Annotated in this window: 15 protein-coding genes, 1 tRNA gene and 2 pseudogenes; 17 read left to right on the top strand and 1 reads right to left on the bottom strand. The window is 62.2% G+C overall.

Annotated features, from left to right (window positions below; translation table 11 throughout):
- Positions 1–82 precede the first annotated feature (82 nt).
- On the top strand, positions 83–859 hold the full coding sequence (locus OKW43_RS26425; protein WP_018421159.1) for an SDR family oxidoreductase: 777 nt from the start codon (positions 83–85) through the stop codon (positions 857–859).
- Between the two features lie 55 nt (positions 860–914).
- A complete protein-coding gene (locus tag OKW43_RS26420) occupies positions 915–1,346 on the top strand; it encodes an acyl-CoA thioesterase (protein WP_187634917.1) in 432 nt (143 codons plus the stop codon).
- Positions 1,347–1,400: 54 nt separating this feature from the next.
- Here OKW43_RS26420 and OKW43_RS26415 read toward each other — a convergent pair whose 3' ends face one another.
- Complete coding sequence (locus OKW43_RS26415; protein WP_187634918.1) at positions 1,401–1,946, bottom strand: LuxR C-terminal-related transcriptional regulator; 546 nt, start codon at positions 1,944–1,946, stop codon at positions 1,401–1,403.
- A 219-nt stretch (positions 1,947–2,165) separates the two neighbouring features.
- Here OKW43_RS26415 and OKW43_RS26410 point away from each other — a divergent pair, with 219 nt between their 5' ends.
- The 15 genes and pseudogenes from OKW43_RS26410 to pheT all read left to right on the top strand — a co-directional run bounded on the left by OKW43_RS26410 (position 2,166) and on the right by pheT (position 15,611).
- The gene (locus OKW43_RS26410) at positions 2,166–2,870 is read left to right on the top strand and encodes a CoA transferase subunit A (RefSeq protein ID WP_187634919.1); all 705 of its coding nucleotides are present in this window, start codon (positions 2,166–2,168) and stop codon (positions 2,868–2,870) included.
- 2 nt (positions 2,871–2,872) lie between these two features.
- Positions 2,873–3,514 carry a CoA transferase subunit B gene (locus tag OKW43_RS26405; protein WP_187634920.1) on the top strand — a complete coding sequence of 214 codons (642 nt, stop codon included), beginning with the start codon at positions 2,873–2,875 and terminating at the stop codon, positions 3,512–3,514.
- 225 nt (positions 3,515–3,739) lie between these two features.
- Positions 3,740–4,651, top strand: a complete 912-nt coding sequence (locus tag OKW43_RS26400) for an alpha/beta fold hydrolase (RefSeq protein WP_187634921.1) — start codon at positions 3,740–3,742, stop codon at positions 4,649–4,651.
- A gap of 79 nt (positions 4,652–4,730) precedes the next feature.
- Entirely contained in the window at positions 4,731–5,084 is a 354-nt protein-coding gene (locus OKW43_RS26395; protein ID WP_429450690.1) for a RidA family protein, read from the top strand.
- A gap of 69 nt (positions 5,085–5,153) precedes the next feature.
- A complete protein-coding gene (locus tag OKW43_RS26390; RefSeq protein WP_429450688.1) occupies positions 5,154–7,397 on the top strand; it encodes a RelA/SpoT family protein in 2,244 nt (747 codons plus the stop codon).
- A gap of 110 nt (positions 7,398–7,507) precedes the next feature.
- Positions 7,508–7,723 carry a hypothetical protein gene (locus OKW43_RS26385; protein ID WP_429451840.1) on the top strand — a complete coding sequence of 72 codons (216 nt, stop codon included), beginning with the start codon at positions 7,508–7,510 and terminating at the stop codon, positions 7,721–7,723.
- Positions 7,692–8,055: pseudogene (locus tag OKW43_RS26380) on the top strand (hypothetical protein); the annotation flags it as partial. The gene OKW43_RS26385 and the pseudogene OKW43_RS26380, both read left to right, overlap by 32 nt.
- A pseudogene (locus tag OKW43_RS26375) lies at positions 8,022–8,099 on the top strand (DUF6429 family protein); the annotation flags it as partial. The pseudogenes OKW43_RS26380 and OKW43_RS26375, both read left to right, overlap by 34 nt.
- 80 nt (positions 8,100–8,179) lie before the next feature.
- Positions 8,180–8,256 (top strand) — tRNA-Val (locus OKW43_RS26370).
- Positions 8,257–8,511: 255 nt separating this feature from the next.
- Positions 8,512–10,419: a threonine--tRNA ligase gene (gene thrS, locus OKW43_RS26365; RefSeq protein WP_429450686.1), complete on the top strand. Its 1,908-nt coding sequence runs from the start codon at positions 8,512–8,514 to the stop codon at positions 10,417–10,419.
- 49 nt (positions 10,420–10,468) lie between these two features.
- On the top strand, positions 10,469–10,993 hold the full coding sequence (gene infC, locus OKW43_RS26360) for a translation initiation factor IF-3 (protein ID WP_075643713.1): 525 nt from the start codon (positions 10,469–10,471) through the stop codon (positions 10,991–10,993).
- 263 nt (positions 10,994–11,256) lie between these two features.
- Positions 11,257–11,454 (top strand): 50S ribosomal protein L35, encoded by a 198-nt coding sequence (gene rpmI / locus OKW43_RS26355; protein ID WP_027198217.1) that lies wholly within the window; start codon positions 11,257–11,259, stop codon positions 11,452–11,454.
- Between the two features lie 29 nt (positions 11,455–11,483).
- On the top strand, positions 11,484–11,843 hold the full coding sequence (gene rplT / locus OKW43_RS26350) for a 50S ribosomal protein L20 (RefSeq protein WP_006052502.1): 360 nt from the start codon (positions 11,484–11,486) through the stop codon (positions 11,841–11,843).
- Positions 11,844–12,001: 158 nt separating this feature from the next.
- On the top strand, positions 12,002–13,015 hold the full coding sequence (pheS, locus tag OKW43_RS26345; protein WP_187634925.1) for a phenylalanine--tRNA ligase subunit alpha: 1,014 nt from the start codon (positions 12,002–12,004) through the stop codon (positions 13,013–13,015).
- A gap of 160 nt (positions 13,016–13,175) precedes the next feature.
- Positions 13,176–15,611 carry a phenylalanine--tRNA ligase subunit beta gene (gene pheT / locus OKW43_RS26340; RefSeq protein WP_429450683.1) on the top strand — a complete coding sequence of 812 codons (2,436 nt, stop codon included), beginning with the start codon at positions 13,176–13,178 and terminating at the stop codon, positions 15,609–15,611.
- The last annotated feature ends 46 nt before the right edge of the window (positions 15,612–15,657 follow it).

The raw sequence follows: 15,657 nt of genomic DNA, 5'->3' as shown, positions 1-15,657 counted from the left end.
AATGACACGGTATCGACCCTTAGTGGCGGTCCTACCGAACCCCGTCAACCGCAGTTGTCATACAACCGAACAAGGAAAGACAATGGGCCGTTCGATCAATCTGGAAGGCAAGGTCGCGCTGATTACGGGCGCTTCGAGCGGGTTGGGCAAGCGCTTCGCGCAGGTACTGTCGCAGGCGGGTGCAAAGGTCGTGCTGGCGAGCCGACGAACGGAGCGGCTGAAGGAGCTGCGCGCGGAAATCGAGGCGTCCGGCGGCGCCGCGCATGTCGTGTCGCTCGACGTGACCGACTATCAGAGCATCAAGTCGGCGGTCGCGCACGCGGAGACCGAGGCCGGCACGATCGATATCCTCGTCAATAACTCGGGCGTGTCGACCACGCAAAAGCTGTCCGAGGTCACGCCAGCGGACTTCGAATATGTGTTCGACACGAATACGCGCGGCGCGTTTTTCGTCGCGCAGGAAGTCGCCAAGCGCATGATCATGCGCGGCAACAACGCGCAGAAGCCGTCGTACCGGATCATCAACATCGCGTCGATGGCGGGCTTGCGCGTGCTGCCGCAAATCGGCCTGTATTCGATGAGCAAGGCGGCGGTCGTTCACATGACCAAGGCGATGGCGCTCGAGTGGGGCAAGCACGGCATCAATGTGAACGCGATCTGTCCGGGGTATATCGATACCGAGATCAACCATCACCACTGGTCGACCGACCAGGGGCAGAAACTCGTTGCGATGCTGCCGCGTCATCGGGTGGGCAAGCCGGAGGATCTCGACGGGCTGCTGCTGCTGCTCGCGGCGGACGAATCGCAGTTCATCAACGGCTCGGTGATCGTCGCCGACGACGGTTTCGGGCTCGCGTGAGCGGGTCGTCCAAGGTTTCAAAAGTCAGGAAGCAAAGGAAGAACGGAAGTACAGAATGAGCGATTTTCACGCAGTCTTCGAAATGACGATGCCGATCCGCTGGGGTGACATGGACGCCTTCGGTCACGTGAACAACACGGTCTATTTCCGCTACATGGAGCAGGTGCGGATCTCGTGGTTCGAGCACATGGACTTTCTCGACCAGCGCATGGACGGGCAAGGGCCGGTGATCGTCAATGCGTCGATGGAGTTTCTGAGGCAACTGCACTATCCGGGCGACGTGATCGGCCGGATGTCGGTGGCGACGCCGGGGCGCAGCAGCTTCGATACGGCTTTCGAGCTGCTGCGCGCCGATGAACCGGAAACGCTCTATGCGCGGGGCGCCGCGCGATGCGTGTGGATCGACTACGCGGGGGGCAAGTCGATGCCGGTGCCCGACGTGCTGCGCGCGGCCATCGAGGGCGCGGCGCTCGTCAAGGCGGCCTGAGCGCGCGGCCAGTGCGGCCTGGTGCGCGACCGCGCGCCGCCAACTCCCTCTCTGTCAATTGCCGAGCAGCCGCTGCAACAGCTCGGTCGCATTGCCTGTGCCGTATTTGCGCATGAGCCTTGCGCGGTAGACGTCTACCGTGCGCGGGCTGATGTCGAGCACGCGGCCGATCTGCTTGCTGGTTTTACCGGTGACCAGTTGCGCGGCGATTTCGCGCTCGCGCGGCGTGAGCTCCACCGCGACGCGCCGGGTCGCGCTCAGATCCTCGAAGGTCCAGACGCCCGCCGCGTGCGGGTCGGTGCGCCGCTGCGCGCGGCCCGTCACGTGACACCAGAACAGCTCGCCGTTCGCGCGCTTCATGATGCGGTCGTCCGCGTAGCTGCCTTGCGCTGTCATGATCGGCGGAATGCGCACGCCGATGCGCTCGAACTCATCCGCCGATGGATACAACACCTGGAACGACTGGCCGATCAGCGCGTCGCGCGCATAGCCGAAAATCGACGCGAGCTGGTCGTTGCAGTCTTCGATGGTCCGTTCGCGCGACAGGGCGAGTCCGATCGGCGCGAGGTGAAACGCAGTGCGGTAATCCAGGGCGGGCATGGGCGGGCGGTAAGTACTTATGTATTTTTGCGTATTGTGCCGTATGGTGGGCCCAGCGTACTCTTCCGGGCACATGACAGCGCGGCGCTTGCCGCGTATGACTAGAATGACGTACCGGTATCGCGAGGCGACGTTAAGTTCGCCAACTGCGATATCAGCCGCAATGATCCGGCGGCAGGCGTACAGGTTTCGGGTTTCCATAGAGGAAGGGACATTCAGATGAACAAGGTCTATCCAGGCGCCGCCGAGGCGCTGAAGGACATCGTCAAGGACGGGCAGACGTTCGCCGTCGGCGGCTTCGGATTGTGCGGCATTCCTGAGGCGCTGATCGTGGCGCTGCGCGATTCGAAGGTGCAGGGCATCACGTGCATCAGCAACAACGCGGGCGTCGATGGTTTCGGCCTTGGCCTGCTGCTCGAGACTCGCCAGATCAAGAAGATGATCTCGTCGTACGTCGGCGAGAACAAGGAGTTCGAGCGCCAGTATCTGGCCGGCGAACTCGAGCTCGAATTCACGCCGCAAGGCACGCTCGCCGAGAAGCTGCGCGCAGGCGGCGCGGGCATCCCCGCGTTTTTCACCAATACCGGCTACGGCACGCAGATCGCCGAGGGCAAGGAAACCCGCCAGTTCGGCGCGAACTATTACGTGCTCGAACATTCGCTGACCGCCGACATCGCGCTCGTCAAGGCATGGAAGGCCGACAAGTCTGGCAACCTGATCTATCGCCGCACCGCGCGCAACTTCAATCCGATGTGCGCGATGGCCGGCCGCATTACCGTCGCCGAAGTCGAAGAGATCGTCGAAGTGGGCGAACTCGATCCCGACGCGATCCACACGCCTGGCATCTTCGTGCAGCGCATCGTGCTGAATGCGCATCCGGAAAAACGCATCGAACAACGCATCGTCCGCGCGAAAGGAGACTGATCATGGCATGGACTCGTGAGGAAATGGCCGCGCGCGCGGCGAAGGAACTGCAGGACGGCTTTTACGTGAACCTCGGCATTGGCCTGCCCACGCTGGTCGCGAACCACGTGCCGCCGGGCGTCGAGGTGTGGCTGCAGTCGGAGAACGGCCTGCTCGGCATCGGCCCGTCGCCGACCGAAGACGAAGTCGACGCCGACCTGATCAACGCCGGCAAGCAGACGGTGACGACGCTGCCGGGTTCGTCGATTTTCTCGTCGGCGGATTCGTTCGCGATGATTCGCGGCGGCCACGTCAATCTGGCGATCCTCGGCGCGATGCAGATCAGCAAGAAGGGCGATCTCGCGAACTGGATGATCCCGGGCAAGATGATCAAGGGCATGGGCGGCGCGATGGACCTGGTCGCGGGCGTCAAGCGCGTGGTCGTGCTGATGGAGCACGTCGCGAAAGGCGATCAGCACAAGATCCTCGAAGAATGCACGCTGCCGCTGACCGGCGTGGGTGTGGTCGACGAGATCATCACCGATCTCGGCGTGATCGAAGTGACCGAAAACGGCCTGAAGGTGACCGAACTCGCGCCCGGCGTGAGCGTCGACGAAATCAGGGCGAAGACCGGCGCGCCGCTCGATGTGAGCGCGGTGAGCTGACGCGGTTCAAACGCGCCGCGCGAGTCGATGCGACGGCGCGGCGGCAACGGTGCCGTTCGGACGGGCGAGGCGTGAGTCTCGCCCGTTTTGTTTTTGCGCGCGGCACCGGATGCGCGGGGCGGTTGGGTCGACCTTCCTAAGCCTTCTGGCCGATGCTTGCCGCGCGACGAAGCGGTTTACAATCGTTCGCAGGCCCAATCCGCGGCGCCATTGCAAGGATCCCGTATGACCGCAACGACCTCCGCTTCCACCGTCGGGCGGCCCGCGCCGCGTCAACGTTACGTGCAGTGCGCGAGCGCTGCCGGCCTGCATCGCGTCGCCTACACCGAGTGGGGCGAACCGGACAATCCGCGCGTGCTGCTATGCGTGCACGGACTCACGCGATCGGGGCGCGATTTCGACCGCCTCGCCGCCGACTTCGCCGGGACCTATCGCGTGGTCTGCCCGGACGTGGTCGGCCGGGGCTTGTCGTCGTGGCTCGCGAACCCCAACTTGTACGCGGTGCCGCAGTACGTCGCCGACATGGTCACGCTGATCGCGCGGCTCGATGTCGACACCGTCGACTGGTTCGGCACCTCGATGGGCGGCCTGATCGGCATGGGGCTCGCCGGTCTGCCGCATACGCCGATCCGCAAGCTGCTGCTGAACGACGTCGGGCCGCATCTCGAGCCGGCCGCGGTCAAGCGCATCGGCGATTACCTCGGCAAGCCCGCGCGCTTCGATACGCTGCAGCAGGGTGTCGACTACGCCGCGCAGCTCGCGCAGAGCTTCGGCCCGCTGACGCCGGACGAATGGCGCGAAATCAATACGCCGTTGCTGCGCGAGGAGGGCGGCGGGTGGGTGTTGCGCTATGACCCGCGCATCGCGCAGCCGTTCGCCGCGGTCACCGAGGAAGCGGCGAAGCAGGGCGAGGCGGCGCTGTGGCATTCGCTCGCGTCGTTCCAGGGGCCGGTGCTCGTGGTGCGCGGCGAGCAGTCGGATTTGCTGTCGCGTGAAACGATCGCGAAGATGGTGGCGACCGGGCGTGCGGTATCGAGCGTGGAAATCGCGGGCGTCGGGCATGCGCCGGCGTTTCTGGAGGCTGACCAGATCGCGCTCGCGCGGGAGTTCTTCGGTCCAGCCGCGAACGCGTCATAATATTGAGTTCAGCATGACGCTGCGATTGGCAGTGTCGTGCGGGATGCGGTTCGACTAACCCCTCAGCTCAGGACTTTTCATGGCAGTCATTCGTTACCACGTCGGCAAGCGTCTTTCGGAAATGGCCGTGCACAACGGCACCGCGTACCTCGCGGGTCAGATCGCCGAAGACGACGATCAGGACATCACCGGCCAGACGCGCGAAGTGCTCGGCCACATCGACCGTCTGCTCGCTGAAGCGAACAGCGACAAATCGCTGCTGCTGTCGGTGCAGATCTATATCTCGGACATGGTGCATTTCGCCGGCATGAACGCCGTGTGGGACGAGTGGGTCGCGCAGGGCGATACGCCGCCGCGCGCAACCGTCGAGGCCAAGCTCGCGAATCCGAAGTGCCTCGTCGAAATCGTCGTGATCGCCGCGCAGCGCAGCTGAGTCGCGGTCGTCAGGCAGCATCGTTGTTGATTTTCCGTTGAATCGTCTGGCCCGGCGGGCCGTCGCACTATGAACACCGAAACCGTTTCGAACGCGCCTCATCCCCATCGTTCCTTCGACGAAGCGATGGCGTTCGTGCGCGAACATGCGGGTGACGTGCGGCTGTCGTCGGGCGAATTGCTCGCGGATCACGCGGCGGGCACCGCGTCGATCATGCGCAAGCTCAACGTCGACCCGCCGGCTGTGCTGGCCGCGGCGCTGTTTGCGTTGACACCGCATCTGCGCGATCCGGAGCGCGTGATCGCGGACAACTTCGGCGAAGAGGTCGCGCAACTGGTCGGCGACGTACGCAAGCTGCTGCGCCTCGGCACGGTCAGTCTGCGTGCGGCGCAAAACGCGATGCCCGAGGCCGGGCGTGACGCGCAGGCCGCGCGTCGCGCGCAGGTCGAGGCGCTGCGCAAAATGTTGCTCGCATTCGCGCAGGACATTCGCGTCGTGCTGATCCGCCTCGCCTCGCGGCTGCAGACGCTGCGCTACTACGCGGCGGCGAAGATCACGCCGTCGCCCGACGTCGCACGCGAAACGCTTGATATCTACGCGCCGCTTGCGAACCGCCTTGGCATCTGGCAATTGAAGTGGGAACTCGAAGACCTCGCGTTCCGTTTCGAGGAGCCGGACACCTACAGGCGCGTGGCGAAGTTGCTCGACGAGAAGCGCGTCGAGCGCGAGAGCTATGTCGCGCAGGCGATCGAACGCCTACAGCAGGAGCTGGCCGCCGCGCACATCCGCGCGGAAGTGAGCGGTCGGCCGAAGCATATCTACAGCATCTGGCGCAAGATGCGCGGCAAGGAGCTCGAGTTCGCCGAGTTGTACGACGTGCGCGCGTTTCGCGTGATCGTGCCGGACGTCAAGGACTGCTACACCGTGCTCGGCATCGTGCACAACCTGTGGCAGCCGGTGCCGAAGGAATTCGACGACTACATCTCCCGGCCGAAGCCTAACGGCTACAAGTCACTGCACACGGTCGTGATCGGCGACGACGGCCGTGCGTTCGAAGTGCAGATCCGCACGCAGGAAATGCATCGCTTCGCCGAATACGGCGTGGCCGCGCACTGGCGCTACAAGGAAGCGGGCGCGCGCGGCTATGGCGGCACGTTCAGCGCGAACGAGAAATACGACGAGAAGATCGCATGGCTGCGGCAGCTGCTCGCGTGGAAGGACGAGGTGTCCGAGGGCGAGCACGGCGAAGCGACTGCGGCGCAGCCGTGGGAGCAGTTGCGCCAGGCCACGCTCGACGACGATCACATCTACGTGTTGACGCCGCAGGCGCGCGTGATTCCGTTGCCGCACGGCGCGACGCCGATCGACTTCGCGTATCACCTGCACAGCGAGCTTGGGCATCGCTGCCGCGGCGCGCGTGTCGACGATGTGATGGTGCCGCTCAACACGCCATTGCAGAACGGCCAGACGGTCGAGATCGTCGCGGTGAAGGAGGGCGGTCCGTCGCGCGACTGGCTCAATCCGCAGCTCGGCTATCTGCAAAGCTCGCGCGCGCGGCAGAAGGTGCGCGCGTGGTTCAACGCGGTCGAGTTACAGGAGCACATCGCGAACGGTCGCGCGATGGTCGAAAAAACCCTGCAGCGCGAGGGCAAGACCTCGGTCAATCTCGATCAGCTGGCTACGCGGCTCGGCTTCAAGGCCACCGACGATCTGTTCTCCGTGGTCGGCAAGGAGGAGTTCAGCTTGAGGCTCGTCGAGCAGGCGCTGCAGGATGCGCCGCCGCCCGAGCCCGAAGTCGATGCGCCGGAGAAATTCGAGAAACGCAGCAGCGGCGCGAGCGTTGCGCGCGGCGCATCCACGGGGGTGCTGGTGGTCGGCGTCGATGCGTTGCTCACACAACTCGCGCGCTGCTGCCGGCCAGCACCGCCCGACGACATCTGCGGATTCGTGACGCGCGGCAAGGGCATGTCGGTTCATCGCAGCGACTGCGCGACGTTCCGCCGCATGGCGGAGCGCGCGCCGGAGCGCGTGCTGCAGACAGCGTGGTCGGCAGACGTGATGAGCGGCCGCGGCCACTCCGTCTACCCAGTCGACCTCAGTATCGAGGCGACGGACCGGCAAGGTCTGCTGCGCGATATCTCCGAAGTATTCGCGCGGGAAAAAATGAACGTGATCGGCGTGAAGACGCAATCGCGCCGCAATGCCGCGTTCATGCAATTTACCGTCGAGGTGTCGAGCTCCGTGCAGATTCAGCGAGCGTGCACGCTGCTGGGCGAGATCACGGGTGTGGTGCGGGCGACGCGCAAGAACTGAGGCGCAGGCGATTGGAAAAAGGGCTGGCGGTGCGCTGAGTTGTAACTTCATTGAATAATTTGCCGTCTGTAGTGCCGTGTAGTGAATGCCACGGACTCGAAGAGGCGGCGATGAGCGGAAGACCCAAGGCGAAACTCGAGCTGAGGGAAGCTGAGTGCGAGCAACTCATGGCCCTGACGATGCGCCGCAAAACAGCGCAGGCGGCGGCATTGCGAGCGCGGATCGTGCTGGCCTGCGCCGATGGCATCGACAACAAGACTGTCGCGGCGAAACTGCGAGTCACGCAGCAAACACAACTACGGTACGCACAAGACGCCTTCGATTAAAAACTGGTTCACTCGTCATCCGCGCTTCCAGTTTTCACCTCGACTTCCGCGTCGTAGCTCAATCAGGTCGAACGCTGATTCGCCAGGCTCACTGAGAAGTACATTCGACGTGGCACGCATCGCTCGACACGGCAACTTGAAGAGGCGATCCGGCATTACCTCGATGTCTGTAACGCGGAGCCTCTCGGCCGTTCACCTAGAGCAAATCGGCCGACGAAATTCTCGGCAGCCTCGAACGGTTTTGCGCGCGGGTCCAAAGAGTCTCGGAATGGACGCCGTGGACATCAACACCGCCGCCATTGACGATGCCGTCCTCGCGCTCCTCTACTTGACCCTGCATGACCATAACCGTGCCTGGAAGAACTTCGATTGGGACACTAGCGGCGCGAGGAATTAAAGCCGCTGCATAAAAGTGCTTGCCAAGCTGCGCTGTACCCCATATAATCCCGGTTCTTCAGGCTCGTAGCTCAGCTGGTTAGAGCACCACCTTGACATGGTGGGGGTCGTTGGTTCGAGTCCAATCGAGCCTACCAACGAAAATGAAATCCCGGGCCTCGTCGGGGTTTCGCAAACTGCAGTAAGCGCTTTGAGCGCAAAAAGGCGAACACGGTTATGACACCGCGAACGTTGACCGAAACCACTTCGGAGCGACGCTAGTCGAGGACCAATTTCGCCAGTGAAGTTTGCATAAAATGTGAATGCGGCCCCTCGAAAGCGGGGCCGCATTTTTTTTATCTTTTTGACCTTGGTTGTATGTGCCGCCGCCGGTCGGCACCACGGAGAACGCAATGGTTTCGATACGTTTGCCTGACGGTTCTGTTCGACAGTACGAGCATCCGGTGACCGTCGCCGAAGTGGCCGCCTCGATCGGCCCCGGTCTCGCGAAAGTCGCGCTCGCCGGCAAGATCGACGGGGAGCTGGTCGATACGTCCATGCTGATCGATCACGACGTGGCGCTCGCCATCGTCACGGAGAAGGACGCAGACGGTCTCGATATCATCCGCCACTCGACGGCGCACCTGCTCGCGTACGCGGTGAAGGATCTGTACCCGGAAGCGCAGGTCACGATCGGCCCGGTCATCGACAACGGTTTCTATTACGACTTCTCCTACAACCGTCCTTTCACGCCGGAAGATCTCGAAAAGATCGAAAAGCGCATGCAGGAACTCTCGAAGAGGGACGAGCCGGTGTCGCGTCGCGTGGTGTCGCGCGACGAAGCGGTCGAGTACTTCAAGAGCATCGGCGAAAAGTACAAGGCCGAGATCATCGAATCGATCCCCGCTAGCGACGAAATCAGGCTGTACTCGCATGGCGGCTTCACGGACCTGTGCCGCGGTCCGCACGTGCCGTCCACCGGCAAGCTGAAGGTCTTCAAGCTGATGAAAGTCGCGGGCGCGTACTGGCGCGGCGACTCGAAGAACGAGCAACTGCAGCGCATTTACGGCACGGCTTGGACGAAGAAGGAAGACCAGGAAGCGTATCTCCACATGCTTGAAGAAGCCGAGAAGCGCGACCATCGCAAGCTTGGCAAGCAGCTCGACCTGTTCCACATGCAGGACGAGTCGCCGGGCATGGTGTTCTGGCATCCGCGCGGCTGGACGCTGTGGCAGCAAGTCGAGCAGTACATGCGCCGCCGCGTGAACGACGCCGGCTACCTTGAAATCAAGACGCCGTTGATCATGGACCGCTCACTGTGGGAAGCGTCGGGTCACTGGCAGAACTATCGTGAAAACATGTTCACGACGGAATCGGAAAAGCGCGACTACGCGATCAAGCCGATGAACTGCCCCGGTCACGTGCAGGTGTTCAACCACGATCTGCGCTCGTATCGCGATCTGCCGCTGCGTTACGCGGAGTTCGGGTCGTGCCATCGGAACGAATCGTCGGGCGCGCTGCATGGACTGATGCGTGTGCGCGGCTTCGTGCAGGACGACGCGCATATTTTTTGTACCGGAGATCAGTTCATCAGCGAATCGATCGCGTTCAACACGCTGGCAATGAGCGTCTACCGCGACTTCGGCTTCGATAACGTCGAGATCAAGCTGTCGCTGCGCCCGGATGCGCGCGCCGGCACCGACGATACGTGGGATCGCGCGGAGCAGGGTCTGCGCGAGGCGCTGACGGCCTGCGGAGTCACGTGGGAAGAGCTGCCCGGCGAGGGCGCGTTCTACGGCCCGAAGGTCGAGTATCACATCAAGGACGCGCTCGGCCGTTCGTGGCAGTGCGGTACGCTGCAGCTCGACATGGTATTGCCGGAGCGGCTGGGTGCTGAGTACGTCGCTGAAGACAACAGCCGCCGTCGCCCGATCATGCTGCACCGGGCGATTGTCGGATCGATGGAGCGTTTCCTCGGGATTTTGATCGAGCACCATGCGGGTGCAATGCCCGCATGGCTCGCGCCGATGCAGGTCGTTGTGATGAATATCGCGGAAAGTCAGGCCGAATATGCGCAGGCGCTAGCCCAATCGTTGCAAAAACAAGGGGTTAGAGTCGAGGCCGATTTGCGCAACGAGAAGATTAGCTATAAAATACGAGAGCACACGCTGGAAAAGGTCCCCTACCTGCTAGTGGTTGGTGACAAGGAGCGTGAAGCGCAAACGGTAGCCGTGCGTGCCCGTGGTGGTGTCGATATGGGTGTGATGCCTGTCGACGCCTTCATTGAGCGTCTGCGCCAGGACGTGCAGTCGTTCAACTGAACCACTCGGTACCCCGGCTCGTTTTTTTAATTTTTAGAGGAAACGTAACATCGCTACTGATAAGTCTGCGCACCGCATCAACGGTGAAATTACAGCACCCGAGGTGCGACTGGTCGGCGTCGAGAACGAACCGCTCGGCATCGTGAAACTCGCTGATGCGTTCCGAATGTCGGAACAGCAGGACGTGGATCTGGTCGAAATCGCTCCGCAAGCGGTTCCGCCGGTTTGCCGCTTGATGGACTACGGCAAGTTCAAGTACCAGGAAGCGAAGAAGCAACACGAGGCCAAGCTCAAGCAGAAGGTTATCCAGGTCAAGGAAGTCAAATTCCGCCCGGGTACCGACGACGGTGATTACAACGTCAAACTGCGCAACCTCGTGCGCTTCCTCGAAGATGGCGACAAGACGAAAATCACGTTGCGTTTCCGTGGCCGTGAAATGGCTCACCAGGAAATCGGCATGCGCATGCTCGAACGCCTGCGCACCGACCTCGACGAAGTCGGTCAGGTCGAGCAGATGCCGAAAATGGAAGGGCGCCAGATGATCATGGTGCTTGCTCCGAAGAAAAAGAAGTAAGTGAATCAGTTGGCCGGAGCGACGGCGCGCCATGTGGCGCGCGCTCCGGTGTCGTGAATTTGTTTGACGCTGTGCCGGGTCCTGGATGCCCGGCGCCGTGTTGGAAGGTTTCGGAACGGTGCGCATGCAATTGCGCAGTCGTTCCCGAAAAGCGTCCGCTAGCGGTATCGGCGGTCTGCATACCAAGTGGAATGGGTTTCGAAGGGCGGGAATTGGCCATCTGGCTGACCGCACACCCATGTCCATCTAATAATGGAGTTGTCATGCCGAAGATGAAGACCAAGAAGAGCGCTGCAAAGCGCTTCGTGGTGCGTCCGGGCGGTACCGTCAAACGCGGTCAGGCCTTCAAGCGTCACATTCTTACCAAGAAGTCCACCAAGAACAAACGCCATCTGCGTGGCTCCACGGCAGTTCATGATTCCGATCTGAACTCCGTTCGCGCGATGCTGCCGTTCGCTTAACCCTTAACCGACACTCATAGGAGCGAAATATGCCTCGAGTAAAACGTGGGGTTACCGCACGGGCCCGTCACAAGAAGATCATCAAGCTGGCCAAGGGTTACCGCGGCCGTCGCAATAACGTCTATCGCATCGCCAAGCAGGCGGTCATGCGCGCAGGCCAGTACGCCTACCGCGACCGCCGCAACAAGAAGCGTGTGTTCCGCGCACTGTGGATCACGCGTATCAACGCGGCGGTGCGTCAACACGACATGACGTACAGCGTGTTCATCAACGGCCTGAAGAAGGCGTCGATCGAACTGGACCGCAAGGTGCTGGCCGACATGGCTGTGTTCGACAAGGCTGCTTTTGCTGCGATCGTTCAGCAGGTGAAAGCCGCCGTTGCAGCCTGATTGCGCTTCTGGCAATTAAAACTGCGTGGTTCGTTGCAGCGAACATCCGGTAGTCTCGGTGACGCTGCAACAAAAACGGGGCTCCTCACCGAGCCCCGTTTTTGTTGGCAGAACCAGTTTTGTTTCGATAGAACACTGACGTTGAAATGATGGGATCAATGGATCTGGACCAGATTGTCGCCGACGCGCAAAAAGCCTTCGCAGAAGCCCCCGACGTCACCACCCTCGAGAACGAAAAAGCGCGCTTTCTCGGTAAAGCGGGTGCGCTCACTGAGCTGTTGAAGGGCCTTGGCAAACTCGATCCCGAAACGCGCAAGACCGAAGGCGCACGGATCAACCTCGTCAAGCAACAGGTCGAAGCCGCACTGACGACACGCCGTCAAGCGCTCGCCGACGCGCTGCTGAACCAGCGCCTCGCCGCCGAAGCGATCGACGTCACGCTGCCGGGCCGCGGCGCCAATGCAGGCAGCCTGCACCCGGTGATGCGCACCTGGGAGCGCGTCGAACAGATTTTCCGTACGATCGGATTCGACGTGGCCGACGGCCCCGAGATCGAAACTGACTGGTACAACTTCACTTCGCTGAACAGCCCGGAAAACCATCCGGCGCGTTCGATGCAGGACACCTTCTACGTCGACGGCAAGGATGCCGACGGCCGTCCGCTGCTGCTGCGTACGCATACGAGCCCGATGCAGGTGCGCTACGCGCGCACGAACACGCCGCCAATCAAGGTAATCGTACCGGGCCGCACGTATCGCGTGGACAGTGACGCGACGCATTCGCCGATGTTCAACCAGGTCGAAGGCCTTTGGATCGACGAGAACATCAGCTTCGCGGACCTGAAGGGCGTATATACCGACTTTCTGAAGAAATTCTTCGAGCGCGACGACATTCTCGTGCGTTTCCGTCCATCGTATTTCCCGTTTACCGAACCGTCGGCCGAGATCGACATGCAGTTCGAAACGGGCAAGAACGCGGGCAAATGGCTCGAAATCTCGGGCTCCGGCCAGGTGCATCCCACCGTGATCCGCAACATGGGTCTCGACCCGGAGCGCTACATCGGCTTCGCATTCGGCAGCGGCCTCGAGCGTCTCACGATGCTGCGTTACGGCGTGCAGGACCTGCGCCTGTTCTTCGAAAACGACCTGCGCTTTCTGCGTCAATTCGCATGAACCGGCGCGCGAGAGCGCGACCAAGCATAGAACGCGGTAGCGCACCCGGTGCGTGCCGCGTGCGTCCCCGGCAGAGTTCGCTGAACCGGCGCAAGACCAGCGGGCTTTACGAAGCATCTGCCGGACGTGGACCTAACCTGATCACAACGTACACAGAACCATGCAATTTCCGGAATCCTGGCTCAGAACTTTTGTCGATCCGCAACTGACCACCGACGAGCTGTCGCACGCGTTGACGATGGCGGGTCTCGAAGTCGAAGACCTGCGGCCGGCTGCGCCGCCGACCTCGAAGATCGTCGTCGGCCAGGTGCTGGAAGTCGTCAAGCACCCGGATGCGGACAAGCTCAACGTGTGTCAGGTCAACGCCGGCACCGGCGCGACGCTGAACATCGTGTGCGGTGCGCCGAATGTTGCGCCCGGCATCAAGGTGCCGGTCGCGCTGGTCGGTGCGCAACTGCCGCCGGCCGAAGAGGGCGGCGCGCCGTTCACGATCAAGCTGTCGAAGCTGCGCGGCGTGGAAAGCCATGGCATGCTGTGCTCGGCGCGCGAGCTGAAGCTCTCCGAAGATCACAGCGGTCTGATGATCCTGCCGGAAGACACGCCGATCGGCCAGGACATCCGCGAGACGCTCAACCTCGACGACACCGTTTTTGAAATCAAGCTCACGCCGAACAAGGCCGACTGTCTGTCGGTATTCGGCGTCGCGCGGGAAACGTCGGCGATTACCGGCGCGCCGCTGCGCCCGCTCGAAATCGAGCCAGCACCGGTCACGCTCAATGAAACGCTGCCCGTGAACATTTCGGCGTCCGATCTGTGCGGCCGTTTCTCGGGCCGCGTGATCCGCGGCGTCAATGCGCGCGCGAAGTCGCCGCAATGGATGGTCGAGCGTCTCGAGCGCTCGGGCCAGCGCAGCATCTCCGCGCTCGTCGACATCTCGAACTATGTGATGCTCGAGCTGGGGCGTCCGTCGCACGTGTTCGATCTCGACAAGATCCACGGCGGCATGGACGTGCGCTGGGGCCGCAAGGGCGAAACGCTGAAGCTGTTGAACGGCAACACGGTCGAGCTCGACGAAACGGTCGGTGTGATCGCCGACGAGCAGCACATCGAAAGCCTCGCGGGCATCATGGGCGGCGACAGCACCGCGGTCACGCTCGACACCACCAACATCTATCTCGAAGCCGCGTTCTGGTGGCCCGATAGCATCCGTGGCCGCTCGCGCAAGTACAACTTCTCGACCGATGCGGGCCATCGCTTCGAGCGCGGCGTCGACTATGCCAGCACCGTCGATCATATCGAGCGGATCACGCAACTGATCCTCGACATCTGCGGCGGCGAAGCGGGACCGGTCGACGATCAGATCGTCAACGTGCCGAAGCGCGCGCCTGTGACGATGCGCGTTTCGCGCGCGAACCGCATCATCGGCGTCGCGATCGGCGCCGGTGAAATCGCGCAGATCTTCACGCGCCTCGGCCTGTCGTTCGAGCGTGACGGCGATACGTTCTCGGTGATGCCGCCGTCGTACCGCTTCGATATCGAAATCGAAGAGGACCTGATCGAAGAAGTCGCGCGCATCTACGGCTTCGAAAACATTCCGGCGCGCCCGCCGGTCGCGACCAGCGAGATGCGCGCGACCAACGAGACGCAACGCTCCATCCACGCGATCCGTCATGCGCTCGCCGCGCGCGACTACGCGGAAACGGTGAACTTCAGCTTCGTCGACGCCGAGTGGGAGCAGGATTTCGCGGGCAACAGCAACCCGGTGCGTCTGATCAACCCGATCGCGAGCCAACTGTCGGTGATGCGCACGACGCTGTTCGGCAGCCTGATTCATGTGCTGCGCACGAACCTGAGCCGTCGCGCGGCGGACCGCGTGCGCGTGTTCGAAGCGGGACGCGTGTTCCTGCACGATCCGTCGATCAAAGCCGGCGAGTTGACCGTCGCAGGTTTCGCGCAGCCGAAGATGATTGGCGCGCTCGCCTATGGTCCCGCGCTCGACGAGCAGTGGGGCGCGTCGACGCGTACCGTCGACTTCTTCGACGTGAAGGGCGACCTCGAAGCGCTGGTCGCGCCGGCGGTGGCGCGGTTCGCGAAGGCCGAGCATCCGGCGCTGCATCCGGGACGCAGCGCGCGTATCGAATTGAATGGTCGCGCAGTGGGCTGGATTGGCGAATTGCATCCGCGCTGGATGCAAAAATATGATTTGCCGCATGCGCCGATTCTGTTTGAAATCGAAGCGGAAGCATTAATGCAGCGGGTATTGCCGATTCCGTCGGAAGTTTCAAAATTTCCGCCGGTACGACGTGATATCGCCGTGGTCGTGGATCAGAAAATCGAGGTTCAGGCGCTGCTCGACGAGCTTCAGAAGGCACTGTCCGAACCGGCCTGCAAGGCCGTCCAGAAGGTTGCGCTTTTCGACGAATTTCGTCCAAAATCAAACACTTCCGGTGGTCTGGCCGCGCACGAGAAAAGCCTTGCGTTCCGGGTGACCTTGCAAGATACTGGCGGAACCCTTCAGGATGAAACGGTCGATCTGGCTATTCAAACTCTGGTGGAACGTCTGGCTCGAGTATATGGCGCACGGTTGCGCGGATAACCCGCAATCAACAATTGCACGGCTGTTTCCGCATCCATTGTTTTAC

Source organism: Paraburkholderia sp. WC7.3g, from assembly GCF_050436345.1.
Taxonomy (GTDB): domain Bacteria; phylum Pseudomonadota; class Gammaproteobacteria; order Burkholderiales; family Burkholderiaceae; genus Paraburkholderia; species Paraburkholderia podalyriae.
This window is presented reverse-complemented; position numbering and strand designations above follow the sequence as displayed.